Annotated in this window: 28 protein-coding genes; 11 read left to right on the forward strand and 17 right to left on the reverse strand. The window is 29.7% G+C overall.

All coding sequences use genetic code 11. The features are described 5' to 3' along the window. From wecB to IEW75_RS13865, 4 genes are all read left to right on the forward strand, one after another. Positions 1-1086, forward strand: coding sequence for a non-hydrolyzing UDP-N-acetylglucosamine 2-epimerase (gene wecB, locus IEW75_RS13850; RefSeq protein ID WP_134247108.1), 1086 nt, complete (start codon positions 1-3; stop codon positions 1084-1086). Then, complete coding sequence (locus IEW75_RS13855) at positions 1087-2538, forward strand: lipopolysaccharide biosynthesis protein (protein WP_134247107.1); 1452 nt, start codon at positions 1087-1089, stop codon at positions 2536-2538. 113 nt (positions 2539-2651) lie between these two features. Further along, on the forward strand, positions 2652-3266 hold the full coding sequence (locus tag IEW75_RS13860; protein ID WP_134247106.1) for a hypothetical protein: 615 nt from the start codon (positions 2652-2654) through the stop codon (positions 3264-3266). Between the two features lie 43 nt (positions 3267-3309). Continuing rightward, on the forward strand, positions 3310-3804 hold the full coding sequence (locus IEW75_RS13865) for a DinB family protein (protein WP_134247105.1): 495 nt from the start codon (positions 3310-3312) through the stop codon (positions 3802-3804). Here the strand turns inward: IEW75_RS13865 and IEW75_RS13870 are convergent. The 8 genes from IEW75_RS13870 to IEW75_RS13905 all read right to left on the reverse strand — a co-directional run bounded on the left by IEW75_RS13870 (position 3797) and on the right by IEW75_RS13905 (position 12179). Beyond that, a complete protein-coding gene (locus tag IEW75_RS13870; protein ID WP_134247104.1) occupies positions 3797-4852 on the reverse strand; it encodes an ATP-grasp domain-containing protein in 1056 nt (351 codons plus the stop codon). The two genes, IEW75_RS13865 and IEW75_RS13870, sit on opposite strands and share 8 nt — an antisense overlap. Beyond that, positions 4852-5076 carry a DUF6095 family protein gene (locus IEW75_RS13875; RefSeq protein WP_134247103.1) on the reverse strand — a complete coding sequence of 75 codons (225 nt, stop codon included), beginning with the start codon at positions 5074-5076 and terminating at the stop codon, positions 4852-4854. Before IEW75_RS13875 ends, IEW75_RS13870 begins: the two co-directional genes overlap by 1 nt. Positions 5077-5203: 127 nt before the next feature. Beyond that, entirely contained in the window at positions 5204-7432 is a 2229-nt protein-coding gene (locus IEW75_RS13880) for an NADP-dependent isocitrate dehydrogenase (RefSeq protein ID WP_134247102.1), read from the reverse strand. Positions 7433-8221: 789 nt separating this feature from the next. After that, positions 8222-8572 carry a 50S ribosomal protein L19 gene (gene rplS, locus IEW75_RS13885; protein ID WP_134247101.1) on the reverse strand — a complete coding sequence of 117 codons (351 nt, stop codon included), beginning with the start codon at positions 8570-8572 and terminating at the stop codon, positions 8222-8224. Between the two features lie 87 nt (positions 8573-8659). Next, positions 8660-9337 (reverse strand): tRNA (guanosine(37)-N1)-methyltransferase TrmD, encoded by a 678-nt coding sequence (trmD, locus tag IEW75_RS13890; RefSeq protein ID WP_134247100.1) that lies wholly within the window; start codon positions 9335-9337, stop codon positions 8660-8662. A gap of 52 nt (positions 9338-9389) precedes the next feature. Next, a complete protein-coding gene (locus IEW75_RS13895; RefSeq protein WP_134247099.1) occupies positions 9390-10703 on the reverse strand; it encodes a DEAD/DEAH box helicase in 1314 nt (437 codons plus the stop codon). 127 nt (positions 10704-10830) lie between these two features. After that, on the reverse strand, positions 10831-11685 hold the full coding sequence (prmC, locus tag IEW75_RS13900) for a peptide chain release factor N(5)-glutamine methyltransferase (RefSeq protein ID WP_134247098.1): 855 nt from the start codon (positions 11683-11685) through the stop codon (positions 10831-10833). Then, entirely contained in the window at positions 11685-12179 is a 495-nt protein-coding gene (locus tag IEW75_RS13905; RefSeq protein ID WP_134247097.1) for a GNAT family N-acetyltransferase, read from the reverse strand. The genes prmC and IEW75_RS13905 overlap by 1 nt, the downstream gene beginning before the upstream one ends. 22 nt (positions 12180-12201) lie before the next feature. Here IEW75_RS13905 and ribD point away from each other — a divergent pair, with 22 nt between their 5' ends. Further along, positions 12202-13254, forward strand: a complete 1053-nt coding sequence (gene ribD / locus IEW75_RS13910; RefSeq protein WP_134247096.1) for a bifunctional diaminohydroxyphosphoribosylaminopyrimidine deaminase/5-amino-6-(5-phosphoribosylamino)uracil reductase RibD — start codon at positions 12202-12204, stop codon at positions 13252-13254. On the opposite strand, the gene IEW75_RS13915 is transcribed toward ribD, so the two are convergent. The 3 genes from IEW75_RS13915 to IEW75_RS13925 all read right to left on the reverse strand — a co-directional run bounded on the left by IEW75_RS13915 (position 13238) and on the right by IEW75_RS13925 (position 15985). Beyond that, the gene (locus tag IEW75_RS13915; RefSeq protein WP_134247095.1) at positions 13238-13570 is read right to left on the reverse strand and encodes a hypothetical protein; all 333 of its coding nucleotides are present in this window, start codon (positions 13568-13570) and stop codon (positions 13238-13240) included. The two genes, ribD and IEW75_RS13915, sit on opposite strands and share 17 nt — an antisense overlap. A gap of 8 nt (positions 13571-13578) precedes the next feature. Then, a complete protein-coding gene (locus IEW75_RS13920; RefSeq protein WP_134247094.1) occupies positions 13579-14295 on the reverse strand; it encodes a YebC/PmpR family DNA-binding transcriptional regulator in 717 nt (238 codons plus the stop codon). Positions 14296-14356: 61 nt separating this feature from the next. Further along, positions 14357-15985, reverse strand: a complete 1629-nt coding sequence (locus tag IEW75_RS13925) for an acyl-CoA carboxylase subunit beta (protein ID WP_134247093.1) — start codon at positions 15983-15985, stop codon at positions 14357-14359. A 132-nt stretch (positions 15986-16117) separates the two neighbouring features. Between IEW75_RS13925 and IEW75_RS13930 the strand changes: the two genes are divergently transcribed. The 6 genes from IEW75_RS13930 to ettA all read left to right on the forward strand — a co-directional run bounded on the left by IEW75_RS13930 (position 16118) and on the right by ettA (position 20332). Then, the gene (locus tag IEW75_RS13930; RefSeq protein WP_134247092.1) at positions 16118-16474 is read left to right on the forward strand and encodes a DoxX family protein; all 357 of its coding nucleotides are present in this window, start codon (positions 16118-16120) and stop codon (positions 16472-16474) included. A 13-nt stretch (positions 16475-16487) separates the two neighbouring features. Further along, a complete protein-coding gene (locus IEW75_RS13935; RefSeq protein ID WP_134247091.1) occupies positions 16488-17018 on the forward strand; it encodes an NADPH-dependent FMN reductase in 531 nt (176 codons plus the stop codon). A gap of 2 nt (positions 17019-17020) precedes the next feature. Beyond that, on the forward strand, positions 17021-17479 hold the full coding sequence (locus IEW75_RS13940; RefSeq protein ID WP_134247090.1) for a MarR family winged helix-turn-helix transcriptional regulator: 459 nt from the start codon (positions 17021-17023) through the stop codon (positions 17477-17479). Further along, positions 17460-18182 carry a pirin family protein gene (locus IEW75_RS13945; RefSeq protein WP_134247089.1) on the forward strand — a complete coding sequence of 241 codons (723 nt, stop codon included), beginning with the start codon at positions 17460-17462 and terminating at the stop codon, positions 18180-18182. The genes IEW75_RS13940 and IEW75_RS13945 overlap by 20 nt, the downstream gene beginning before the upstream one ends. A gap of 131 nt (positions 18183-18313) precedes the next feature. Further along, a complete protein-coding gene (locus tag IEW75_RS13950) occupies positions 18314-18490 on the forward strand; it encodes a CAL67264 family membrane protein (protein WP_188704071.1) in 177 nt (58 codons plus the stop codon). 150 nt (positions 18491-18640) lie between these two features. After that, complete coding sequence (gene ettA, locus IEW75_RS13955; protein WP_134247088.1) at positions 18641-20332, forward strand: energy-dependent translational throttle protein EttA; 1692 nt, start codon at positions 18641-18643, stop codon at positions 20330-20332. Between the two features lie 121 nt (positions 20333-20453). Here the strand turns inward: ettA and IEW75_RS13960 are convergent, their stop codons facing one another. The 6 genes from IEW75_RS13960 to IEW75_RS13985 form a co-directional block, all read right to left on the reverse strand. Continuing rightward, positions 20454-21107, reverse strand: a complete 654-nt coding sequence (locus tag IEW75_RS13960; RefSeq protein WP_134247087.1) for a Crp/Fnr family transcriptional regulator — start codon at positions 21105-21107, stop codon at positions 20454-20456. Between the two features lie 100 nt (positions 21108-21207). Then, the gene (locus IEW75_RS13965) at positions 21208-22257 is read right to left on the reverse strand and encodes a porin (protein ID WP_134247086.1); all 1050 of its coding nucleotides are present in this window, start codon (positions 22255-22257) and stop codon (positions 21208-21210) included. Between the two features lie 111 nt (positions 22258-22368). Next, positions 22369-23370, reverse strand: coding sequence for a rhodanese-like domain-containing protein (locus IEW75_RS13970; protein ID WP_134247085.1), 1002 nt, complete (start codon positions 23368-23370; stop codon positions 22369-22371). Positions 23371-23427: 57 nt separating this feature from the next. Continuing rightward, entirely contained in the window at positions 23428-24414 is a 987-nt protein-coding gene (locus IEW75_RS13975; protein WP_134247084.1) for a rhodanese-like domain-containing protein, read from the reverse strand. A gap of 339 nt (positions 24415-24753) precedes the next feature. Further along, positions 24754-25371 (reverse strand): rhodanese-like domain-containing protein, encoded by a 618-nt coding sequence (locus IEW75_RS13980; RefSeq protein WP_134247083.1) that lies wholly within the window; start codon positions 25369-25371, stop codon positions 24754-24756. A gap of 26 nt (positions 25372-25397) precedes the next feature. Then, complete coding sequence (locus IEW75_RS13985; RefSeq protein WP_134247082.1) at positions 25398-26063, reverse strand: rhodanese-like domain-containing protein; 666 nt, start codon at positions 26061-26063, stop codon at positions 25398-25400. Between the last annotated feature and the right edge of the window lie 5 nt (positions 26064-26068).

Raw genomic sequence — 26068 nt, forward strand, 5'->3', positions numbered from 1 at the left:
ATGAAGAAAAAAATTGTAACCATTTTAGGAGCGAGACCTCAATTTGTAAAAGCGGCTGTATTAAGTAGAGTAATTGCTAAACATAATAAAATTGAAGAAATTATTGTGCATACAGGTCAACATTACGATGCCAATATGAGCGAGATATTTTTTGATGAAATGGAAATTCCAAAGCCAAAATATAATTTAGCAATAAATGGACTAAGTCATGGCGCAATGACAGGTCAGATGCTCATTAAAATTGAAGAAGTTTTACAGAAAGAAAAACCAGATATGGTTGTTGTGTATGGTGATACAAACTCTACATTGGCAGGTGCTTTGGCTGCAACAAAAATGGATATAAAGGTTGCACATGTAGAAGCCGGTTTACGTTCGTTTAATATGAGAATGCCAGAAGAAATTAACCGAATATTAACTGATAGGATTTCGAGCCTTTTATTGTGTCCAACACTTACAGCGATGGATAATTTAAAACACGAAGGTTTTAATAATTTACCTCCTAAAGTTGTAAATAGTGGAGATATTATGAAAGATGCTGTAGAGTTTTATAGCGAATTCTCTGAGAAAAAATCATCAATAATAAAAAAATTAAACCTTATAAATAATGAATTTGTATTAGCTACAATTCATAGACAAGAAAATACAGATAACCTTGAAAGTTTAATAGCTATTTTTAATGGACTTCAAGAAATAAATAAAGCAAAACAAGTTGTACTTCCTTTGCATCCAAGAACAAAAGCTGTTTTAGAAAAGAACAATCTGAAATTCAATATAACTACAATTAATCCTATTGGTTATTTTGATATGTTAGAGTTACTTAAAAATTGTAATTTGGTTGTAACAGATAGCGGAGGGCTTCAAAAAGAGGCCTTTTTCAATAAAAAACATTGTATTGTTGCACGTGAAGAAACCGAATGGGTTGAATTAGTTTCAAACGGTTTTGCAAAAATTATTGGAAGTAATTCAACAAAAATGTTGGAAGCTTTTAACGAATTTCAGAACTCAAAAGCGAATTTTTCAATAAATTTATATGGAAATAACGTTGGAGAACATATTTATAAAGAATTAATAAATGTATTAAAATAAATGGGTATTGTTTTAAAACAATCTTTTACCAACACATTAATCCTTTTTTTAGGATTTGCCATTGGCGGTATAAATGTGCTGTTTTTATATACGCATTTTCTACATGAAGATTATTTTGGACTAATAACCTTTTTGTTGTCAACAGCAAATATTATTTTACCATTGTTAGTTTTTGGAATGCAACACTCTATAATAAAGTTTTACTCTTCCTACAAAACAAAAATAGAGCAGGATGGGTTTTTAATTTCGACTTTAATTTTACCATTAGTTGTAATTATTCCTTTAGCATTAATAGGAGTTTTTTTTTACCAATCCATAGCAAGTTGGCTATCTTCAGAAAATATTTTAATTAAAGATTACACATATTTAATTTTTATTGTGGCCATTTTTATGGGTTATTTTGAAGTGTTTTATTCTTGGACAAAAGTGCAGTTTAATTCGGTTTTTGGAAATTTTATTAAAGAAATATTTACGCGTATTTGCACCTCGTTTTTATTGTTGGCAGTATATTTTAATTGGATTTCTAACGAGCAATTTATTTATGCTGTTGTAGCAGTTTATGGGCTTCGAACACTTATTATGAAATTATATGCCATGTACATTTACATGCCAAAGCTAGTCTTTAAATTACCGGCCAATTTAAAGGAAATATTTTCATTCTCTATATACATTATTATTGCTGGTTCTGCTTCTGGAATTTTATTAGAAATTGATAAGTTTATGATTCCTCAGATGGAAAAAATTGCTGAAGTTGCATATTATTCGGTTGGAATTTATATTGCAAGTGTTGTAGCAATACCTACGCGTGCAATGCAACAAATTACAAATCCCATTACTGCTAAAGAGATGAATTCCAATAATATATTGATAGTGGAAAAGTTATATAAACAAAGTTCTATAAATTTATTGGTAGTTGGTGGTTTATTGTTTTTATTGATTAATTTAAATATTACAGAACTCTACGAAATTATTAATAAGCCGCAATACACCAGAGGTATTTGGATTGTTTTAATTATTTCCATTGCCAAAATAATGGATTTAGCCTTGGGTACAGGAAATGCTATTTTGGTAAATTCTAAATATTATAAAATATTTTTCTATTTGTCATTAACTATGGCCTTAAGCGTTATAGTTTTAAATAGGTGGTTAATTAGTTTAATTGGAATTAATGGAGCTGCTTTGGCAACGTTAATTGTAGTTTTGGTGTATGGGGTTATTAAAATATTATTTATAAAATCTAAGTTAAGTATTCAGCCATTCAGTAGAAATTCTGTAAAAGTTTTAGTAGTAATTATGGCTATTTATTTTGTAATTAACTTTTGGAACTTTAGTTTAAATCCAATACTCAGTATTTTTATAAAAGGAGTATTAATAACATCTGTTTATTTAGTTATAATTAAAAGATTGAATATTTCTGAAGATTTAAATAAATTATTTTCGAAGTATTTCTGAATTTCCAATAGATTTAAGAACTTATAAATTCAACATTTTAGTATGTATTTATATTACAATACAAACTCATTTTTAATTAATATATTCGCTTTTAAATAAAATTTAAAACTTTTATGGATTATTTTAACCATATTTTATATGGAATATTTATGGCATATTTTGGACTAATTTCTCCTGGGATGTTAAATATGACAGCTTTAAAAATTAGGATTAATACTGGTAAATTAGAGAGTGTAACATTTGCTGTTGGTGCTTCTATTGTAGTGTTTTTTCAGGCTGGAATAGCATTGTATTTTGCTGATTATTTTTTAAAGAATCCAACTGTCGTTGAAACTTTAAAAATAGTTGCAGTTTTTGTATTTTTTATACTTTCAATTTTTTTCTTTTCTCTTTCTCGCAAGAAATTAAACCCTAAAACTACAAATGCAAAAGGCAACTTTTTTTTAAAAGGAATGGGGATGTCTGCCATAAATATGTTAGCAATTCCTTTTTATCTTGGCTTAAGTATTTATTTAACATCTATTAATAAATTAATTATTGAGCAGCCTTATATTTTACTGTTTGTATTTGGTGCAGGTATTGGTTCTTTCTTAATATTTTATACCTATATATTGTTTGCAAATATTATTATAAAAAAAGTTAGTTATATAGCTAAAAACATTAACCTACTTTTGGCTTTACTTTTTTTACTGTTAGGAATTTTTACAATGATTAAGATTTTAAAATAGTTTTATTTTTTATATTTACAGAATTCAAAAACCATATTAAATAATGATTGAAGCTATTGAGAAAAACTTAGAAAGGGGCGTTCAACTTTTACAAAGTATTTCTGATGAAGATTACCGAAATACATCAATAGCACCATATTATTCTAGTATTGGAACTCATGTACGACATATTTTAGATGTTTTTGATTGTATTTTTGAAGGTTTACCCAATAAGCAAATTAATTTGATTAATAGAAAACGAAATAATTTAGCTGAGAATTTTACAAAAAATGGGATATATTATTTTGATGAAATTACTTCTAAGCTTAAATTAATAAAAGAGTCGGATTTTGATCAAATTGTTGAAGTTACAGACGATTTAGGATTGGGTATTATTACGGTAAATTATACCTTAGGAGGTATTTTAATTCAAGCGCATAGTCATGCGATTCATCATTTTGCAAGTGTTGGCTATGTAATTTCTCAGTTAGGAATAAAACTTCCTGATAACGATTTTGGGTTTAATCCTACTACTCCAAGAACAAAACCTACTAATTAGCAGCTAACTTCTTAACAGTTTTTATATAATTTTTGTATTTTAAATAAACTGAAATTAAATATTCTAAATTGGTGTACTCACCTTTGTTTAGTTGTTTGTTTTTAACTCCAATTTTATAGATAATTTCCCAATGATTTTTTATGGATTTTAAGGCTTTTAAATAGGTACCTTTTGAAGTGTCATAAATATGAGTTGGTTCGGCAATAACTCCGTTAATTTCTATTATTTTAAAATTTTCCCTATTTAATAATTCATTAAAATTATTGTATTTAACATCTATTCTACCATAATTCCAACCATTAATATCAAGATTAATAGTATCAAGGGTGTTTTTCAAATAACTGTTAATTAGGTGGTTGCCGTTAATAAATTGCGTTCCTTTAGAATGGTTTCCAATAACGTTTAAAATTATTTCTTCATTTATTTTGGGTATGTATTCTAGGTTAGCTTTGTTTAATTCTAACACTATATTTAAATAGTTTTTTGCTCTTTCGCTCTTTTTTATAAGTTCTAATAGCGTTGATTTACCATCACCAATTACAACCAAATATTTTTTTAAGGTAATAGAAGTTATGATGCCTTTTTTATTACCTGGTTCTTTATAATAAAAAATTCCACATTCATTTTTATAAGCTATAAATTCTTGAATTATTAAATCTATTGTGTTATACTTTTTTAAATAGTTTTGAAGCTCTTCTTGAGAGTTAATTTTTTTAACAAGCAATCCTCTAAATCCAATATTGGGTTTAATAATTAATGGAAATTCAATATTTTTATTTTTTATATCAGAAAGCGTTTTTTCAAATTGTTGACTTTTACTCACAAAAATACTTTGTGGTTTGTATTTATCAGGTATTAATTGGAGTGTTTTAAATTTAGATTCCAACCCATTTCCAGAGCCTTCTATACTTGGGTTTACAGCAGAAAAGAAACCAAAACTTCGGGATTTAATAGCCAAATAAAAAGCATACGGTAATAATGGAACATAAAACATATACGGCGGCCAATATTCCCATTGAAGTATAGTTTTAAGGTTTTTTACTTTCATTATTTTGAATTAAAAAATGCGTTCAAAATAATTCGAATCCCAATAAATCCAAGTGCAATTGCTGAAATCCCCAAAACAATACCTACTATTAGCCATAAATAATTGTTTTGAAGTTTTATAGCTTTGAAACCAATAGTTATTAAAATTGGAGCCAATATAAGTAGGGGTAAAGCGGCTGCTTCATATTTTATTCCTCTTACAAGTTCGTTTCTATTTGTTCCCATAAAAAATTAGTAGTTATTGGTATATTTATAAAATTAAAGCTTCAACTTAATAGTTGAAGCTTTAAAAATAATATAATTTAAATAAAATCTAATTTATAAATAAACTTATTTTAAGTAAAATGTTTTGTTAAGCTAATGCATCTATAATTTTATTAAGGGTAGCACTTGGTCGCATTGCATTTATAGTCAACTCTTCGTTTGGTTCATAGTATCCACCAATGTTTACCTCTTTACCTTGTGCATTGGTAAGTTCAGAAAGTATCTCAAATTCATGTTTCTTTAATTCTTTTGCAACTTTAGTAAATAGTTCTTTTAAGGAAGTATCTTCATTTTGTTTTGCTAATGCTTCCGCCCAATAAGTTGCTAAGTAAAAATGACTTCCTCTAGTATCTAATTCACCTACTTTTCGTGATGGAGATTTTTTATTGTCTAAAAATTTATCTGTTGCATCATCTAAAGTTTCTCCTAAAATAAGAGCCTTTTTATTATTATTTACTTCTCCTAAATGTTCTAGAGATACTGCTAATGCTAAAAACTCACCTAAAGAATCCCATCTTAAATGTCCTTCTTGATTAAACTGTTGTACATGTTTTGGAGCAGAACCACCTGCGCCAGTTTCGAACAATCCACCACCATTCATTAAAGGGACAATAGATAACATTTTGGCACTTGTGCCAACTTCTAAAATTGGAAATAAATCAGTTAAATAATCTCTTAATACATTGCCTGTAACAGAAATAGTATCTAATCCTTCTTTTAATCTTTTTAAAGTAAATATGGTAGCTTTGTATGGTGATAGAATTCTAATATCTAGTCCAGTAGTATCGTAATTTGGTAAGTACTTGTTTACTTTTTCAATTATTTGTGCATCGTGTGCTCTATTTTTATCTAACCAAAAAACAGTTGGTGTTCCTGTTGCCTTAGCTCTATTTACTGCTAATTTTATCCAATCTTGAATTGGAGCATCTTTAACCTGACACATTCTCCAAATATCTCCATTTTCAACTTGGTGTTCCATTAAAACAGTTCCATTAGCATCAATAACACGAACAGCACCATTGCCTTTAATTTCAAAAGTTTTATCGTGTGAACCATATTCTTCAGCTTTTTGAGCCATTAATCCTACATTTGGAACAGTTCCCATAGTAGTAGGATCAAAAGCACCATTTTCTTTACAAAAATTAATAGTTGCTTGGTAAATACTTGCGTAACTACTATCTGGAATTACAGCTTTGGTGTCTTGTTGCTCTCCATCTGCATTCCACATTTGCCCAGAAGTACGAATCATTGCAGGCATAGAAGCATCAATTATTACATCACTTGGTACATGTAAATTTGTAATTCCTTTGTCTGAGTTTACCATTGCTAAACTTGGTCCATTTTCAAAACAAGCTTTTATGTCAGCTTCAATAGCTGACTTTTTATTTTCTGGTAAATCCTGAATTTTATTTATTAAATCACCAAAACCATTATTTACGTTAACACCAATTTTTTCTAAAATGGTACTATGTTTTTCAAAAACATCTTTAAAAAATACCTTCACCGCTTGACCGAAAATAATTGGGTCCGAAACTTTCATCATTGTTGCTTTCATATGCAAAGAAAACAATACATCTTTATTTTTAGCATCCTTAATTTGAGCATCTAAAAACTCTAGAAGTGCTTTTTTACTCATTACAGTTCCATCAATTATTTCATCTTTTAAAAGTGAAAGATTTTCTTTTAAAACTGAAGTAGTTCCATTAGAAGTAACAAACTCAATTTTTACAGTAGTTGGTTCTTTTAGTGTTAAAGATTTTTCGTTAGACTTAAAATCTCCGTAATCCATTGTTGCAACATGAGTTTTAGAATTTGAAGACCATGCGCCCATAGAGTGTGGATTCTTTTTTGCGTAATTTTTTACTGCTTTTGGAGCTCTTCTGTCAGAATTTCCTTCACGTAAAACTGGATTTACAGCTGAGCCTTTAACTTTATCAAAACGCTCTTTAATATTCTTATCTTCAGTTGTAACAATATCTTCTGGGTAATTTGGAATTGCAAAACCTAAAGATTGTAATTCTTTTATAGCAGCTTTAAGTTGAGGTACCGATGCTGAAATATTAGGTAATTTAATAATATTAGCCTCTGGTTTCTTGGCAAGTTCACCTAATTCCGCAAGTGCATCATTAACTTGTTGTTCGGGCTTTAAATAATCTGGAAATACAGCTAAGATTCTACTCGCTAATGAAATATCTTTAGTTTCAATTTCAATGTTTGAAGGCTTAACAAATGCTTTAACAATAGGTAAAAATGAATAGGTAGCTAAAGCTGGAGCTTCATCTGTTTTTGTGTAAAATATTTTAGATGTATTACTCATAATATATATGTTTTTTTAACTATAATTCTCAATTATTTAATGAATTATAGGGTTATAATTTAATTTATTTTTTTAACGCTGCTAATGTACTAAATATTGAGGTAAAATTTGTTTCGAAAACGTTATAAATAAGGGAAATATTTTGAGTTTTATTTAAAAATATTGTATTTATTTTAGGAGAATATGAATGTTTAAAAAACAATAGCCATAATAATGATTTCTCAATATTATGGCTATTTGCTGAAATACTTTTTTTAATAAGTTTTAAAAGATAATCTTTAACCGTTTTGCCATTTTTTTACAAAAACCACATAATTAAAAACATCATTTTTAGTAGTTTCATTTTTTACAAATCAACTTCTTACTAATTCTTATTAAACTAGTTGTTTCTTTTAAAACAACTCCTAAAACTTTGTTGTAAATTTCTGTTAAGAAAATTACTTGCTCTAAGGTGTTATTTTAAAAATGCTTTTAAAATCCTGTTTCCATCTATTCATGCTAAATACGTGGTTACATTACTTTTTTAAAGTTAGATTTTAAAAACGATGTTCAAGAACATTTTGAATTTCACTTTAAAATAATAATCTAAATTTTAAAAAGTTACACCTTTAGACTTTTAGATTATCTTTTATTGTTTAATTCTATTGTAAATTAAGCGTGTAAATTTTAAAAATGCAAATTTATAATTGTTTTAATATCAACAAGATATGAACTAGACTTATTAACATTTGTTAATAAAAAACCCGCTTCAATATTGAAGCGGGTTTTGTACTTTTTATTGAAATAAGACTAGCGTCTTTTTTCTGCGATTCTAGCCTTTTTACCAGTTAATCCTCTAAAGTAGAAGATACGTGCTCTACGAACTCTACCGTGTTTGTTAACTTCAATTTTTTGAATTGCTGGCAGATTTATTGGGAAGATACGCTCTACTCCAACTGTTCCAGACATTTTTCTAATTGTAAATGTTTCTGAAGAACCAGCACCTCTTCTTTGAATTACAACACCTTTAAAAAACTGTGTACGGGTTTTTTGACCCTCTTTAATTTCGTAATAAACTGTAATAGAATCTCCTGCCGTAAATTGAGGGAATTCTTTTTTTTCTACAAATTCGTCTTGTATAAATTTTACTAAAGTTTCCATTTTAAACTTTTTAATAGTTTTTCATAAATTAACATTCACGATTCTCGTCAGAGGTTAATTTTGAGAGTGCAAATTTAATCAAAAATATTAGTCTTCCAACAAATCTGGTCTAATTTTTTTTGTATGTTCATAAGCTTTTTGATTTCGCCAATCTTCAATTTTAGGAAAATTACCAGATAAAAGCACTTCTGGAACTTTAAGCCCCTTATAATCAGAAGGTCGGGTGTAAACGGGAGGCGACAATAAATTGTCTTGAAAAGAGTCTGTTAAAGCAGAAGTTTCATCACCTAAAACACCAGGAATTAATCTAATTATAGCATCACATAAAACTGCTGCACCCAATTCGCCACCACTTAAAACATAATCACCAATAGAAATTTCTTTTGTAACAAATAAATCTCTAACGCGTTGATCAACACCTTTATAATGTCCACATAAAATAATCATATTTTCTTTTAAAGACAGGGTGTTTGCAGTTTGTTGATTTAAAGTTGGCGCATCTGGTGTCATATAAATTATTTCGTCATAATCTCGTTCTGCCTTTAATTTTGAAATACAAGTATCTATTGGCTCTATCATTAAAACCATACCAGCTCCGCCACCAAATTGATAGTCGTCAATTTTTCCATAGCTATTTAAAGCATATGTTCTTAAATCGTGAAAATGTACTTCAACCAAATTTTTATCGATAGCACGTTTTATAATAGAATATTCAAACGGACTTTTAATTAATTCTGGTGAAACGGTTATTATATCAATTCGCATGGCACAAAAGTAAGGTTTAAGTTTAAATCTTTTAAAGTCAAAAGTGAAAAGTTTATTTTAAAATACTAATTCTAACTTTTTTCTTTTTAAGCCTACTATTATTTAATGTTTGTACTAAATTATTTAAGTTAGTACTGGATACTGCTACATAGGCACAATCTTGTTTTAATTCTATAATTCCTAAATCTTCTTTTTTAATGTTTCCCTGCTTAAAAAATAATCCAGCAATATCTCCTTTTGAAATTTTATCTTTCCGTCCGCCAGAAATATGAAGTGTACTCCAATTACTATTTTTTACCTTTTGTGCAGATATTATGCTAATTTCTTCATCGTTTTTAATAAAAACAGGCAATTCTTCATTTAAATATTTTAAAATAAATGCAGTTCCATTGCTGTGCATTCTTGCTGTTCTACCATTTCTATGAATAAATTCATCAGGTCTTGTAGGTAATTCATAATGAATAATAAAATCCATTTCTGGGATATCAATTCCTCTAGCTGCTAAATCTGTTGAAACAAGTATTTTGTGTGTGCCATTTCTAAATTTAATCAGCGCTCTTTCTCTATCGTGTTGTTCTAAATCACCAGAAAAGCAACCATGATTTATATTTTTTTCATTTAAAAAATCACTTACATTTTGAATACTATCTTTTAAATTACAAAATATAATTCCACTTCCAGCACCAATATGACCAAGCAACCTTTCTAAGGATGCTAATTTATCTTGTGTTTTAGAAACAACGGTTTTAAGTTTTAAATTTGATGTTTTTTCATCTAAAAAACTTAATCTTTTAGGGTTCTTTATTCCAACAAAAGAAGGAATTTTTACTTTTTGAGTTGCTGAAGTCAATATTTTTTTTGAAACAGTTTTTAATTCTTCAAGAATAAATTTCATATCCTCTTCAAAACCAACTTCTAAGGATTTGTCAAATTCATCTAAAACCAATGTTTTGATAGTTGTAATTTTAAAAACTTCCCTTTCTATATGGTCCGCAACTCTGCCTGGAGTTCCAACAAGAATTGCAGGTGGATGTTTTAGCGCTATTCTATCTTTTGAACCCGATCTTCCACCATAAACTGCAGTGGCTTTGTATCCACTTCCAATCTCCCTAATTACCTGCTCAATTTGTATTGCAAGTTCTCTTGATGGTACTAATATTAATACTTGTATGTTTTTTATGTTTGGGTTTAATTCTGCAATTATTGGTAATAAAAATGCTAATGTTTTTCCTGTTCCAGTTGGGGATAATATAATTGTTTCCGAATTTGAAGAAATAGCTGTTTGTGCCGCTTCTTGCATTGGATTTAGTCTCGAAATTCCTAGTTTAGAAAGAATTTCACGTTGATTTTTAAAATTTTCTGACATTTGGCAAAGGTACTTTTTTAAAGTTAGAAAACGTCTTTGCGAGGAGATTGATAAAAGAAGTAGCAATCTCATTCCTTAAAGTTAAAAGAAAAATCACAATTAAAAATTTAAAACTCATAACTAATAATTAAAATCTACATCTAATCATTCTATCCGCCCCAAACATATCTTTTTTTAGCACTATGTTTTTAAATCCTTTTTCCGATAATAAATCAGCAGTTTCTTTTCCTAAGTATTGATTGATTTCAAAATATATGTGGCCATCTTTTGAAAGATAATTATTAGCTAAATCAGAAATTTTATCATAAAATAATAGGGGATTGTTATCTTCAACAAATAAGGCTACATGTGGTTCGTTATTTAAAACATTCTTTTGCATTTGCTCTTTTTCTAATGCACGAACATAAGGAGGATTGCTAACAATAATATCAAATTGTTTTGGTAGTTCTTTTAAATTTAAAATATCAGCTTCAATAAAATTAATAGTAACTGTATTTAATTCGGCATTTTTTTTAGCGGTTTTTAATGCTTCAGTAGAAATGTCTAGTGCATAAATAGTAGCATTTGGTACATTTTTAGCCAATGAAATAGGGATACAGCCGCTTCCAGTTCCAATGTCTAAGATTGTGCTTTTCGACTTTGGATTTACGACTTTTAATTCTTCGATAATCCAACTTACCAATTCTTCTGTTTCTGGTCGTGGAATTAATACATTTTTATTTACTTTGAATGGTAATCCGTAAAATTCAGTTTCACCTGTAATATATTGAATTGGAATATGTTTAGTTAAATCTTTGAGCGCTTTTTTCAGAAATATTAAATCCGTTTTAGAAACTTCAAAGTCAGGTTGTAATGCGACTTCAATTCTAGATAATTTCAATTTAAATTCTAGTAATAAATTAAAAAACGACTGAATTTCGGTTGTAGGATACAACTCGTTTAGTTTATTAAAAAACTCCTTTTTAAATTGTTGAATTTGCATTATAAATCTTTAAGCATCCATAAATTACAAGAATAATGTCCTGTATCTCCCAAGCGTGTATTTAAATCTTTAAAACCCGCTTTTCGATATAGTTTTCGGGCTTCTTCCATATAAGGTAAGGTTTCTAAGTAGCATTTTTCAAAACCAAAACTTACTGCTTTTTGCAAGCAAATATCCATCATTTTACTTCCTAATCCAATACCGCGGACTTCAGGCATAAAATACATTTTTTGCAATTCGCAGATATTTCCTTCATAATTATCTAGTTTTTTTATTCCCGCTCCACCAAATATTTCGCCATTTTTGTTTTCAACAACAAAATAAATTGCATTTTCTGTATTATAAGCTTCAAATAGCGTATCTAAAATAGTGTCGGCATAAGCGGTTCCCACTTTTGGAACTCCATATTCAATTAAAACACTACGAATTGCTTTTGCTATTTTCGGATTGTCTTCTGCAATAATTTCTCTAATTATAAAGTTGTCGAGAGTCATTTTATTGTATTATTTTTACGCTGTGAATTTACATGAAAAATACATAAAACGTTGCATTGAATTGGCTAAAAATGGATTAGGAACAACTTACCCAAATCCAATGGTTGGAAGTGTAATTGTTTTAAATAATATTATTATTGGTGAAGGTTGGCACAAAAAGGCTGGTGATCCGCATGCAGAAGTGAATGCAATTAATTCTGTTAAAGATTCTACACTTTTAAAAGATGCTACAATCTATGTAAGTCTAGAGCCTTGCTCTCATGTTGGAAAAACACCTCCTTGTGCAAATTTAATTGTAGCCAGCGGAATTAAAAATGTTGTAATTGGAATTGTGGATTCTAACAGCAAAGTAAGTGGGCGAGGCGTACAGTATTTAAAAGATAATGATTGCAATGTAATTGTTGGTGTTTTAGAAGAAGAATGCTATAAATTAAACAAACGATTTTTTACATTTCATACTAAAAGAAGGCCTTTTGTAATATTAAAATGGGCAGTAACAAAAGATGGTTTTATCGATAAATTGAGAGATGCAACTTCTGAAAATACTCCAAATTGGATTTCAAATGAATATTCTCAGCAATATGTTCATAAAATGAGAGCAGAAGAGCAGGCCATTTTAGTGGGGACAAACACTGCTTTAAACGACAATCCGACGTTGAATGTAAGAACTTGGACAGGAAACAACCCAATTCGGATTGTGTTGGATAGGACTTCAAAAATACCAAAAGACTATAATTTATTAAGTGATGGTATAAAAACCATTGTTTTTTCTGAAGTAAAACAGACTATAGATTCGTATGGAAATGTGATTTTTGAAAGAATTGATTTCAGTAAAAAGATGCCTGAACAAATTTGTGAAGTTTTGTATAAATATGAAATTCAATCTGTTATTATTGAAGGCGGAAAACAAACATTACAAAGTTTTATAGATGCAAATTTATGGGATGAAGCTTATGTTTTTGTTGGAAATGTATCTTTTAATCAAGGATTACCTGCACCAGAATTACAGGAAAGATCGGTTGAAGTTAGAAATTTTTTAGATGATGTTTTGAGAATTTTTAAAAATACTTACTAAAAATTTTAATAAGCACTAATGTTTTAATTACTATTAAACCACCATAAAACCATATAGGTGTTTTTACAGTTTCTTTTAGTTCGTAATAAGCTAATTTTATGGAGCTTGGCATTGTTTCAAGTTCATATTCTTGCGTACAATTAGAGCAAACAGATTTCCCTAATTTTCCACCAGACAAAAAAGGAATATGAAATAAATGCTTGTAAATTCCAATCACTGAAACTTGCGTAGAATTTACAGAATCACATTTAGGACAAACAACAGTTTTTGCTATTTCTCTTTTTAATTCTGAAGTTTTTTTGCCAGCTAAAAGCATATAATTAGTTACATTTCCATAGAGTGATACACATTCTGAACATCGTCATCTTCCTCTAAACGTTCCAGTAATTTTTCAACATCAGCTTGTTGTTCTTCAGATAATTTTACTGTAGTTGTTGGGATACGTTCAAAGCCAGAAGAAAGTATTTCTAAATTGTTTTCTTCTAAATATTTTTGAATGGCTCCAAATTGTTCAAATGGTGCGTAAATTAAAATTCCATCTTCATCTTCAAAAACTTCTTCAACTTCAAAATCTATTAATTCCAATTCAAACTCTTCCAAGTCCATTTGTAAATCTTCAGTTTTTACCCTAAAATTACAGGTATGATCGAACATAAAAACCACCGAACCCGATGTTCCCATATTTCCATCACATTTGCTAAAAGCAGCTCTTACATTAGCAACAGATCTATTATTATTGTCGGTTGCAGTTTCAACAACTACAGCAACACCGTGTGGTGCATAACCTTCAAATAATACCTCTTTATAGTCTGCAGTATCTTTATCACTTGCTTTTTTTATGGCACGTTCAACGTTATCTTTAGGCATATTTGCAGCCTTAGCATTCTGAATTACAGCTCTTAAACGTGCATTGCTTTCTGGGTGAGGTCCTCCTTCTTTAACTGCCATAACAATATCTTTACCAATTCTGGTAAATGTTTTTGCCATTGCAGACCAACGTTTCATTTTACGTGCTTTTCTAAATTCGAAGGCTCTTCCCATAATTTTCTATTAAATTTTTGTTGTGCAAATGTAAAAAATTACTATGTGTTTTTACAATTTTTTATACCTGAATTATTCCTAAGTTAAATTGTTTTTCAATAGGAGCGTGGTTGGCTGCTTCAATTCCCATACTAATCCATTTTCGAGTATCTAACGGATTAATAACACCATCTGTCCATAAACGAGCAGCAGCATAATATGGAGAAGTTTGTGCATCGTATTTTTCTTGAATGGATTTTAATATTTCTTGTTCTTTTTCTTTTGTTATTTTTTCGCCTTGTTTTTTTAGGGAAGCAGTTTCAATTTGCAACAAAACTTTTGCAGCTTGTGCACCACCCATAACAGCTAACCTAGCAGAAGGCCAAGCAACAATCAATCTTGGATCGTAGGCTTTGCCGCACATTGCATAATTTCCGGCCCCATAAGAATTTCCAATAATTATAGTAAACTTAGGTACCACCGAATTACTTACAGCGTTCACCATTTTGGCACCATCTTTTATAATGCCTCCGTGTTCGCTTTTGCTTCCAACCATGAAGCCAGTAACATCTTGTAAAAATACCAACGGAATCCTTTTCTGATTACAGTTTGCAATAAATCGGGTTGCTTTATCTGCGGAATCTGAATAGATAACACCACCAAACTGCATTTCTTTTTTCCCGTTTTTAACAACTTTACGCTGGTTTGCAACTATACCAACTGCCCAGCCATCAATTCTTGCGTAGGCACAGACAATGGTTTTTCCATAATCTTTTTTATACTCTTCAAATTCTGAATTATCAACTATACGTTCAATAATTGCTCTTATTTCATATTGGTCAGTTCTAGTTTTGGGTAAAATACCAAATATTTCATTAGGATTTTCAACAGGAAGTTTAGCTTTAGCTTTATTAAATCCGGCTTTATCATAATCCCCAATTTTATCAATAATATTTCTAATTTTTTCTAAAGCATCTTTATCGTCAGCTGCCTTATAATCTGTTACACCACTAATTTCACAATGTGTAGTTGCACCTCCTAAGGTCTCATTATCTATGCTTTCTCCAACAGCAGCTTTTACCAAATAGCTACCTGCTAAAAATATGCTACCTGTTTTATCAACAATCATAGCTTCATCACTCATAATTGGTAAATATGCACCACCAGCAACACAACTGCCCATAATTGCAGAAATTTGGGTAATTCCCATACTGCTCATAACGGCATTATTTCTAAAAATTCTTCCAAAGTGTTCTTTATCTGGAAAAATTTCATCTTGCATTGGTAAATACACTCCAGCACTATCCACTAAATAAATAATAGGAATTTTATTTTCTATAGAAATTTCTTGAGCTCTTAAATTCTTTTTTCCGGTAATAGGAAACCAAGCACCAGCCTTTACAGTAGCATCGTTGGCAACAACAATACATTGTTTTCCATTAATATATCCTATTTTAACCACAACACCACCAGACGGACAACCACCGTGTTCTTTGTACATTTCTTCACCAGTCAACGCTCCAATTTCTATGTTTTCTGAATCTTTATCAAATAAATACTCAATGCGCTCTCTGGCTGTTAACTTGCCTTTAGCTTTATGTTTTTCAATTCTTGCATCTCCTCCACCTTTATATACTTTAAGTAATTTCTTTTTTAATTCCGATAATTGAAGTTTATTAAAATCTTCATTTATATTGAAGTTGATATCCATTTATAGTTACAATTTTATGGTTGCTAAAGTACGAAATGAATGTTAAATATCATTTTTTATATACCTAAACAATAATTACCTAGGTAAATAAAATTATTTTGCTTATATTTGTGTAGAATTTAAATTAATAAAATGAAAACAAACAAAATTATTTATTGGGTGAGCACAGGCTTATTAAGTGCTCTATTATTAATGTCAGCCGGAATGTATGTATTTAACTATACAGAGGTTTCAGAAATGTTTATAGCATTTGGTTACCCACTTTACATTATTTATCCGCTAGCTATTGCTAAAGTATTGGCAGTAGCAGTTTTACTAACTCAAAAACAATCAAAAATTAAAGAATGGGCTTATTCAGCATTGTTTTTTGAATTTATTTTAGCATTTTTTGCACATTATATGATTGGAGATGGAGAAGAAATAGGAGCAGTAATTGCATTGATTTTATTAGTAATTTCTTATATTTTTAGTAGAAAAATATTTAAATAAATATAGTTTAATTATGAAAAAAATAATTACCATTGGAGCAAGTACAAGTAAAGACTCCATTAATAAAATATTTGTGGAATACACGGGAGGTTTGCTAAACAATGTTGAGGTTTTAAACATTGATTTAAACAATTATGAAATGCCACTCTTTTCTGTTGATGTTGAAGCAGAGGAAGGTTTTCCTAAAGGTGCAACAGAGTTAAATGAAGTAATTGATTCTGTAGATGGTTTTATAATTTCTTTTGCTGAACATAACGGAGCATATTCAGCAGCATTTAAGAATGCATTTGATTGGTTGTCAAGAATTAATGGAAAAGTTTGGAGGGATAAACCAATGTTGTTGCTGGCTACCTCCCCGGGTCCACGTGGCGGACAATCTGTTTTAGAAATCGCCACTGCAAGATTTCCATTTAATGGAGGTAATATTATTGGAAGCATGTCACTTCCTTCTTTTTTAGATAATTTTAAAGAAGGTAAGTTAGTTGAGGAAGATTTAAAATCGAACCTTTTAAAGCTTGTCGGTGATTTTCAAAAAGCGATTTAGTTGTGGCAGAATTTTCTAAAGAAATCAATTCAACATTTCCAAATGAGCGAATTAAAGCGTTGTTAAATATAAAGTTTACAGCAAATTATTTCGATACTATTGGGAATATACAGTTAAAACCTTTTAATATTTCGGAACAACAATACAATATTTTAAGAATTTTAAGAGGAGCAAAAGAGGCTATTACTGTAAAAACTGTAAAAGATAGAATGGTTCAAAAATCTCCAAATGCCACACGTTTAATGGATAAATTATGTGATAAGGATTTGATTGAACGTACGCGCTGTGAAAATGATAGGCGTGTAGTTTACGTTAAAATAACTAAAAAAGGGTTGGGTTTATTAGGAGAAATTAAAATGGATGACTTAAATCACTATCTAACTAATATTTCTGAAAATGAAGCTAAACTATTGAATCAACTTTTAGATAAATTTAGAACATATGAAGACAAAAGTATTTAAAGCGAATGAAAGAGGAACAGCCGACCATGGTTGGTTAAAAGCGAATTTCTCATTTAGTTTTGCACATTATTATAATCCAGAAAAAATTAATTTTGGTGCTTTAAGAGTGCTCAATGATGATGTTATTGAGGGAGGAATGGGGTTTGGAACACATCCGCATGAAAATATGGAAATAATTACAATTCCGTTAAAAGGTTCTCTAAAACATAGAGATTCTATGAGTAATAAATGGATTCCAATTGAAACTGGCGAAGTTCAAGTAATGAGCGCTGGGAGCGGAGTACAACATTCTGAAATGAATAACCATCCAAATGAAGAAATTAATTTATTTCAAATTTGGATTATTCCAAACAAAGAAAATGTAACTCCGAGATACGATCAAAAAAAGTTTGATGAATCAGAAAGAAAAAATAAGTTGCAAGTGTTGGTTTCTTCCATAGATAATCCTATTGAAGATTCTTTAACAATTCATCAGGATGCAAAAATTTCAAGGGTTGATTTAGATAAAAACACCGATTTTAAATATAATTTAGAAGCTAAATATCAGGGTGTTTATATTATGATGATCGATGGGGAGATACAACTTGAAAATGAAATTTTAAACAAACGCGATGCAATTGGTATTGAACAAACTAGTATAATTGATATTCATGCATTGGAAAAATCACAATTATTAATAATAGAAGTCCCAATGCGTTTTTAATACCTATTCTTTTCGTATAAGAAATAAACACTCACAATGTATGCGAGTGTTTTTTATGCAATTCATTTTAATTTACGATATTTGCGCACACAATTATTTTTTAAAGATAATTAACAAAAACATACAAAAAAATGAATAAAAATACGGTATTAGCTTGGGCTACGGCAATTATGTTAATAGTTGGACTAGGTCTTATTGCTCTTGGAGCATTTAGGTATAATGAAGTTGCAGGATGGGGATTTGCATCTGTAGGAGTCGGTTTTTTTGCAATTGCATGGGTTTTTAATGCATTAAAAGGAAGAGTTTAAGACTTCGTTAGACAGTCAAAAATCAAAAGTTGGAAAAGTTGAAAAATCTAAAATTAGATGTTTGAAGATAGGAGTCTAAATTTTAGATGACAAATAATTATAACTTAATTCCAACGCACAAATACTAATAAAAATTAACAATATTATAATATGTCAGACGATAAGAAAGTAATCTTTTCAATGTCCGGTTTATCAAAAACCTATCAAGGAGCAAATAAACCAGTTTTAAAAAATATTTATTTAAGCTTTTTTTATGGAGCTAAAATCGGAATTTTAGGTCTAAATGGTTCAGGAAAATCTACTTTGTTGAAGATTATTGCTGGAATTGAAAAAAACTACCAAGGAGATGTTGTTTTTGCACCAGGCTATTCTGTTGGGTTTTTATCACAAGAACCTAAATTAGATGATTCTAAAACAGTAATGGATATTGTAAAAGAAGGTGTTGCAGAAACTGTAGCTATTTTAGATGAATACAACAAAATAAACGACATGTTTGGTTTGGAGGAAGTGTATTCAGATGCTGATAAAATGGATAAATTAATGGCTCAGCAAGCTATTCTTCAAGATAAAATAGATGCTGCAAATGCTTGGGAATTAGACACTAAATTAGAAATCGCTATGGATGCGTTGCGTACTCCTGATGGCGATACGCCAATTAAAAACTTATCTGGTGGTGAACGCAGAAGGGTAGCATTGTGTAGATTGTTATTGCAAGAGCCAGATGTATTATTATTAGATGAGCCAACAAACCATTTAGATGCAGAATCTGTACATTGGTTAGAGCATCATTTACAACAATATAAAGGAACTGTAATTGCAGTAACACACGATAGGTATTTCTTAGATAATGTTGCAGGTTGGATTTTAGAGTTGGATAGAGGAGAGGGAATTCCTTGGAAAGGAAATTATTCTTCTTGGTTAGATCAAAAATCGAAACGTTTGGCTTTGGAATCTAAGACAGCTTCTAAACGACAAAAAACATTAGAGCGAGAGTTAGAGTGGGTGCGTCAAGGTGCAAAAGGGCGTCAAACAAAGCAAAAAGCACGTTTGAAAAATTATGACAAATTAATGAGTCAGGATCAAAATCAACTAGATGAAAAACTAGAGATTTACATTCCAAATGGACCACGTTTAGGAACCAAGGTTATTGAAGCAAAAGGAGTTTCAAAAGCATTTGGAGATAAATTATTATACGAAGATTTAAACTTTAATTTACCGCAAGCAGGAATTGTTGGTATTATTGGTCCGAACGGAGCAGGTAAAACCACTATTTTTAAAATGATTATGAATGAATTAGCTCCCGACAAAGGAGAATTTATTGTTGGTGATACTGCAAAAATAGCGTACGTAGATCAAAGTCATTCTAATATTGATCCAGAGAAAACTATTTGGCAAAACTTTTCAGATGAACAAGAATTGATTTTAATGGGTGGAAAACAAGTAAATTCTCGTGCTTATTTAAGTCGTTTTAATTTCTCAGGAAGTGATCAGAATAAAAAAGTAGATACCTTATCGGGAGGAGAACGTAATAGATTGCATTTAGCAATGACGTTGCGTGAAGAGGGGAACGTTTTATTGTTAGATGAGCCAACTAACGATTTGGATGTAAATACATTAAGAGCTTTAGAGGAAGGTTTAGAAAACTTTGCAGGTTGCGCTGTTGTTATTAGTCACGACCGTTGGTTTTTAGATAGAATTTGTACTCATATTTTAGCTTTTGAAGGAGATAGTCAGGTGTATTTCTTTGAAGGATCTTTTTCAGATTATGAAGAAAATAAGAAAAAACGCCTTGGTGGTGATTTAATGCCGAAACGAATAAAATATAAAAAATTAATTAGATAGTTTTAAAAGCTTCCAATATTAAGGTATTGAAATAAATAATTAGAAAAGTCTTTATTTAGATTCCGTTCAATTAGTTAGTTACTGAACGGAGTCTAAAAAGCAGTTTACTTTCTTTTTATAGCTATATATTATCTATTATTATTCTATTACGTCTAATTTTAATTTTACCTTCCTTTTCAAGTATCTTTAAAAGTCTAGAAACTACAACTCTTGATGTATTTAAATCATCCGCAATATCTTGATGGGTTATTTTTAACACATTGTCTTTCATTATCTTAACTTTGTCTGTTAAGTACTTAAGCAATCTATCATCTAGTTTCATAAATGCTAGGCTATCTATAGATTCAACCATTTCGAGCAAACGCATATGATAGCTGTCTATAATAAAATGTCTCCAACTTTCATAATTTTTAAGCCATTGATCAATTTTATCTACAGGTATAAAAATACTTTCGGTTTCTCTTTCTGTTACTCCTCTAAAAATACTTTCAGTTTTATGAAGACAGTTTATAAAGGAGATTGCACAAGTGTCTCCTTTTTCTAAAAAGTAAAGGGCAATTTCATCACCTTTATCATCTTCACGAATTATTTTAACGGCACCACTTAATATTAATGGTATATGTGTCATTTTATCACCAATATCAATTAGTAATTCGTTACTTTCAATTTTTCTTAAAATACCATTTTCGATAATCTCATCAATTAATTCATCTTCAAAAATAGTTGCAAAATGATTATTTAATTTTTCTCTTAATATATCTTTATCGGTAGTCATTTTTACTTTTTAAAAGTTGTTCTACAAATTTACGAAAAAAAAGGCATAAAAAAACTCCTGATATTACTCAGAAGTTTTTTAATTCAAATTAATTTATGTTCTAAAATTTAACTTGTAATTGCATTAATAGAGCATCATTATCTACACTTAAACCAGTTTCTATTTTATTTTGGTAATTAACTTGGATTCTAGTGTTTTTATTTATAAAATAATTTGCACCAATAGTCATCATTTCTTGATAACCAATTTTTTTAATATCTAAATCTTGATCAAAATATTCATATTTAAATACTGGTTGAAATTTTTCATTTAGATCATAAGTAGCCATAACGTAGGCACCAGCTCTTTTGTCTCCTAATTCTAAAGGAACTGAACCACAACCACCTTCAGCAGCTCTGTTATAGTCACCTTCATCATAAATGTATTCTCCTTGTAATTTAAATGCATTGTACGATAAAACTACTTCGCCTCCTAAGGTTGTTCTATCTTTATCTTTAGTATTTGGATAACCATATCTAAAACTTCCACCAAGTGTCATAAAATCAAATACTTTATAAGAAGCACGACCAATAATATCTTTTTTAGTATTATTATCTTTTAAACCTAAACCAGTACCATTCATTAAAGCTACAGAATAACGGAATTTTGTTTTGCTAGTTCCTCCTAACATCATTAAACCTAAATCTCTTTGAGGTGCCACTAATTGATCAGAAACAATAGATCTGTCGATTGTAGTTAAAGAATGACAAGCTGTTGTAACTTCTAAACCAAAAGGTTGTTTAAAAGAACCAACAGAGAATTTTGTCCATTCATATTTGTCAAAAGTTACAAATGCATCCATTAAATAAACATTACCATCAGATGCAATAAAATCACTTGTTTCTATCATTGCATAATAAGAAAAAGATCTGTTTACTCTACCTCGAACTCCAAAACGAGCTCTTTTAAATTTAAAAGTGTTGGTGCTTGGGTCTGTAAAATGTGTATCATATTCTGGTTGAAAATAACCAAAAAACGTAGAACTACTTGTTGAAGGAACTCCAGAAGAAGCACCTGTTGGAGCAGCGTCATCTTCGCACCCTTGGGCGAATGATGTGTTGAAATTTAGCGCAAACACTAAGGCAAATAGGAATATAATTTTAGTTCTCATATTAAAATTTTTTAAAAAGCCCTAAAAGGTAACTTATTGGCTGAAACACACTTTTATTAACTATAAATGGGTGTTAAATTTTAGGGCTTATAATTTATTTATTGTTATTAATTAGTTTACTAATGGTAAATTTTTTGGCTTACTATCTGCTCCCCATTGATTTGAAGCCCAAGCGGTATTAGTGTTGTATAAACCATTCATTCCAAATGTCATACTATAAGCATCATAACCTAAAACATTTAAACAAGCGGTTACAACTGCTGAAGTTTGACCAGTATAACAATAAGTAACAACTTTTGCTCCTGGAGTTGGGTCTAGCCCTTTATAGCTATTATCTGCTAAGGTTAAAGGAAGAATTCTATAAGCTCCATCAATATGTCCAAAAGCTTGGTAATCTGCAGGGTTAAAATAGTTGTTGATAAAGTAATTATTAGGATTGTTTAATACATCAGTTCCACTTGCAGTTTTAAATCCAGCAGCAACAACTTTTTCAATTTGGTTTTTTAATATTGTTGAACCATCTGTTGATAAAGTTGAAATTACAGGATCTCCAAATACATTGTTTTGAGGGGCGCCTTCATGAGTCCAGTTTGCATGTCCATCTGCTTCGTTTGTCCCAATTTTTCCATTCCATGCAGCTGCTGTAGCTTCGTTCCAACCAGACATACCCCATTTTAATGCTCTAGTATGAGAGTATCCATACATACGTAATAATGCAGTTGCATAACAAGCTGTTTGTCCAGTATAGCAAACCATTAATATTGGTTTACTTGCTGCAGCCGCTTCAGTTAAAATATTTGAAAAAGCTATGTTTTTGGCACCTTCTATATGTCCAGCAGCAAATGCTTCTGCATTTCTAATATCTAAAATAGTGTATTTTGCAATATAAGCAGGTACATCAACTTCAGAAGCAGGAGGTCCTACAACAAATTTTTCACCATCTGTATTGGTAATTATTTTATTAATATCTAAATTGTTATTAATAACATAATCTTTCATTAAAGTAAAAGCTGGAGTTGCGTTTACTAAAGTATCGTCACCTTTATCACATGATGTTAAAAAAAGTGTAGGGATTAGGAATAAACCGATTAAAAATACTGATATTCTTTTCATGATTTGTTTGTTTGTTTGTTTGTTTGTTTGTTTGTTTTTGTAAATATTTCTGTATTATTATTCTGAAAGTGGATAATTTTGAATTTCTTTATCTGAAAAACCATTCAAGTCTTTCTCTACTAAAGCTGAGTTCATATAACTATTTGAACCATAAGCTAAATTAGATACGTTATATCCTAAAACATGTAAATATGCAACTACATAAGCAGCAGATTGACCTGTAGAACAGTTAACTAATATGTTTTTGTCAGCTGGCAACGTGTAAAGGTTTTTAGTTGAAGCTAATGTTTTTGGTTGGTATTGAACCGCTCCTTTAATATGACCTAAGTTGTAATTTTCAGCATCTGTATAACTTGCAATAAAATAATCCGTAGGGTTTTCAAATGCTACTTCAGCTTTTACAATAAATTCTTTATAAGGTTTAGCAAATGCAGCTTCTATACGTTCTTTTAATATTTCTTTCGCATCAGTTTTACCAGTTGATAACTTAGGTGTTGCACCTTTCTGAGGCATTGAATTGGTTGTAGTTTCTACTTGGTCTGCAAAATTGTCTGTTGAATTTTTTACCCAGATATTTTGAGCAAGCTCACTATCCCAAGAACTCATTCCCCATTTTAAATTAAATACATTATTATATCCAGCAAGTCTTAATAAGCCAGCATAATAAGCGGCAGACTGACCAGAATAACATACGATTGTAATTTTCTCAAAAGATGTAGGATCAATTTCATCTTCAAAATAAGTTAATAATTCAGGGCCTTTTACATTTACTGAATTTTTGATGTGTCCATAATCAAACCATCCTTCACTTCTAATATCTAAAACTAAATATTTGTCATTTTTAAGGTTATCTTTAATTTCTGAAGCCTGAATTATTGCAGGAGCTAATTCACTGTTAATAAAGTTTCCACTTGCTTCTAAATATTGAACCAATATTTCGAATTCAGATGGATCAGATTGAATTTTTTGTTCACCTTTTTTAAAGCTACTTAATACAGTTATAGCTATAAAAAACACTGTTAAATATGTTATTGTTTTTTTCATTCTTTAAGATATTTTTATTTATTAATTTGTACTAATTGTTACATCAAAATTACTTACGAAAATGTTTTGTTTTTATGACTTTTATCAGTAAAGCCTTATATATAATTATTCTCTTTAGATACTTAAGTTACACATCTAAATCGCTTAATTACAAGAAGTTATGTAGGTGTGATTGATTTTTTATTAGGGAGATTTTTTTATTGTTTAGTTTTGAATATTTATTGTTTTTTATACTAAGATAAATAGCTTATTTTTATTTTTTCAAGGCTCTCTTTTTTGAATATAAAACACCAATAAAAAAAGCTGTTTTATTTCTAAAACAGCTTTAAATAATTAAAACTAACAACCACCTTCAACAGGCATTTTCTTTTTCTTTTTTATGGGAATTACTTTTTTAGGAGGTGCTTTTACAATCGGCTTAGGTTTTGATTGCTTGGCCGCCTTTTTAATTGACTCATTTATAAACGCATTAATGTCTGCTTCAGATTTTTCTACATCAATATTTTCTGTAATTAATTTATTTTGATTGTAGCTATTATTAATGGCAGCCATTTTTAAATTTTTAAAACCAAGTTGATAAAGTACCATAAAAGGTGCAACAATCTCATTGGGATTAGTACTATATAAAACCATTGTTTTATTTTCTTCTTGAAATTTATTAAAAATTGAAGTATTTTCTTCATTTAAAATTTCAGGAGCATAAATATTAACAGCATTGTTTAAATGTCCTTTTTGAAATTCGAATTCATTTCTTGTATCAATTAAAACGTACTCTTTATTTTCAATATCTTCTAATGAAATTAAAAAGTTATCTGTTGTAATATTTTCTAATGTAGTTTTTGAATTTATTGCATACATATGGGGTGGTCTTTTATAAGTTAAAAGTCCAATAAGTACAATCAAAATAAAAAGTACCGATGCAATTGATATTCGTTTTGTTTTTTCTAATTCTTTCATCTGTCTATATTATTTTTTGTTAACAATTAACATCCTCCTTCAACAGGCATTTTCTTTTTCTTTTTTATTGGAATTACCTTTTTAGGAATTACTTTTTTTACAACAGGTTTTTTTACTTCTTTAATTTGTTCTGGATAAACTACACCAAAAAACATACTAGCCGATTTTCTGAATGTGTACAGGTCAAATTCTTGGGCAGGCATAGTTTCAGTTGGAATAGGCGGATTAATTATAGTTTTATACCAATTATTAATTCCTCCTTTTAAAACTTTAAGATTTTGGAAGCTTAATCTGTTGCCAAGAATCCAGGCTTGATCTGCGTAAAAATTATCGTTTGAAAAAAGAACTACATCATATTGGTTTTGATTTAAATACATTAGAGAGTCTTCATCCAATAAATTTTTTAAAGGAATGTTAATAGCATTTGGTAATGAGTATTTACTAAATTCATCTTCGCCTCTAACGTCAATCAATATAAAGGAAGGATCTTGACTTATTATTTTGTTAGCTAATGCGTCTGTTGAAATATACCGTTCTGGACTAACCGAATTACTTAATAACTCTTCAGGATTTATACCTTCGTGTTTTTCGTATTTAGGCAATAAAACGAGTCCACCTGCAAGTACTACAAATATTATGGCTAATATTGTGTACCTAAATGATAAAAATTTTGCTGTTTTTCTATTAACCATTTTAG

The organism is Lutibacter litoralis (assembly GCF_014646675.1).
Taxonomy (GTDB): domain Bacteria; phylum Bacteroidota; class Bacteroidia; order Flavobacteriales; family Flavobacteriaceae; genus Lutibacter; species Lutibacter litoralis.

Coding starts and splice junctions, on each gene's coding strand:
- IEW75_RS13915 (WP_134247095.1), bottom strand. CDS start 13,570: ATGCTTTTAGCTGGCAAAAAAACTTCAGAATTAAAAAGAGAAATAGCA.
- IEW75_RS13865 (WP_134247105.1), top strand. CDS start 3,310: ATGATTGAAGCTATTGAGAAAAACTTAGAAAGGGGCGTTCAACTTTTA.
- IEW75_RS13970 (WP_134247085.1), bottom strand. CDS start 23,370: ATGAAAAGAATATCAGTATTTTTAATCGGTTTATTCCTAATCCCTACA.
- wecB (WP_134247108.1), top strand. CDS start 1: ATGAAGAAAAAAATTGTAACCATTTTAGGAGCGAGACCTCAATTTGTA.
- IEW75_RS13870 (WP_134247104.1), bottom strand. CDS start 4,852: ATGAAAGTAAAAAACCTTAAAACTATACTTCAATGGGAATATTGGCCG.
- IEW75_RS13855 (WP_134247107.1), top strand. CDS start 1,087: ATGGGTATTGTTTTAAAACAATCTTTTACCAACACATTAATCCTTTTT.
- IEW75_RS13980 (WP_134247083.1), bottom strand. CDS start 25,371: ATGAAAGAATTAGAAAAAACAAAACGAATATCAATTGCATCGGTACTT.
- IEW75_RS13880 (WP_134247102.1), bottom strand. CDS start 7,432: ATGAGTAATACATCTAAAATATTTTACACAAAAACAGATGAAGCTCCA.
- rplS (WP_134247101.1), bottom strand. CDS start 8,572: ATGGAAACTTTAGTAAAATTTATACAAGACGAATTTGTAGAAAAAAAA.
- IEW75_RS13905 (WP_134247097.1), bottom strand. CDS start 12,179: ATGACTCTCGACAACTTTATAATTAGAGAAATTATTGCAGAAGACAAT.
- IEW75_RS13925 (WP_134247093.1), bottom strand. CDS start 15,985: ATGGATATCAACTTCAATATAAATGAAGATTTTAATAAACTTCAATTA.
- IEW75_RS13965 (WP_134247086.1), bottom strand. CDS start 22,257: ATGAGAACTAAAATTATATTCCTATTTGCCTTAGTGTTTGCGCTAAAT.
- IEW75_RS13975 (WP_134247084.1), bottom strand. CDS start 24,414: ATGAAAAAAACAATAACATATTTAACAGTGTTTTTTATAGCTATAACT.
- IEW75_RS13950 (WP_188704071.1), top strand. CDS start 18,314: ATGAATAAAAATACGGTATTAGCTTGGGCTACGGCAATTATGTTAATA.
- ettA (WP_134247088.1), top strand. CDS start 18,641: ATGTCAGACGATAAGAAAGTAATCTTTTCAATGTCCGGTTTATCAAAA.
- IEW75_RS13860 (WP_134247106.1), top strand. CDS start 2,652: ATGGATTATTTTAACCATATTTTATATGGAATATTTATGGCATATTTT.
- IEW75_RS13960 (WP_134247087.1), bottom strand. CDS start 21,107: ATGACTACCGATAAAGATATATTAAGAGAAAAATTAAATAATCATTTT.
- IEW75_RS13945 (WP_134247089.1), top strand. CDS start 17,460: ATGAAGACAAAAGTATTTAAAGCGAATGAAAGAGGAACAGCCGACCAT.
- prmC (WP_134247098.1), bottom strand. CDS start 11,685: ATGCAAATTCAACAATTTAAAAAGGAGTTTTTTAATAAACTAAACGAG.
- IEW75_RS13875 (WP_134247103.1), bottom strand. CDS start 5,076: ATGGGAACAAATAGAAACGAACTTGTAAGAGGAATAAAATATGAAGCA.
- IEW75_RS13930 (WP_134247092.1), top strand. CDS start 16,118: ATGAAAACAAACAAAATTATTTATTGGGTGAGCACAGGCTTATTAAGT.
- IEW75_RS13935 (WP_134247091.1), top strand. CDS start 16,488: ATGAAAAAAATAATTACCATTGGAGCAAGTACAAGTAAAGACTCCATT.
- IEW75_RS13985 (WP_134247082.1), bottom strand. CDS start 26,063: ATGGTTAATAGAAAAACAGCAAAATTTTTATCATTTAGGTACACAATA.
- IEW75_RS13895 (WP_134247099.1), bottom strand. CDS start 10,703: ATGTCAGAAAATTTTAAAAATCAACGTGAAATTCTTTCTAAACTAGGA.
- trmD (WP_134247100.1), bottom strand. CDS start 9,337: ATGCGAATTGATATAATAACCGTTTCACCAGAATTAATTAAAAGTCCG.
- IEW75_RS13920 (WP_134247094.1), bottom strand. CDS start 14,295: ATGGGAAGAGCCTTCGAATTTAGAAAAGCACGTAAAATGAAACGTTGG.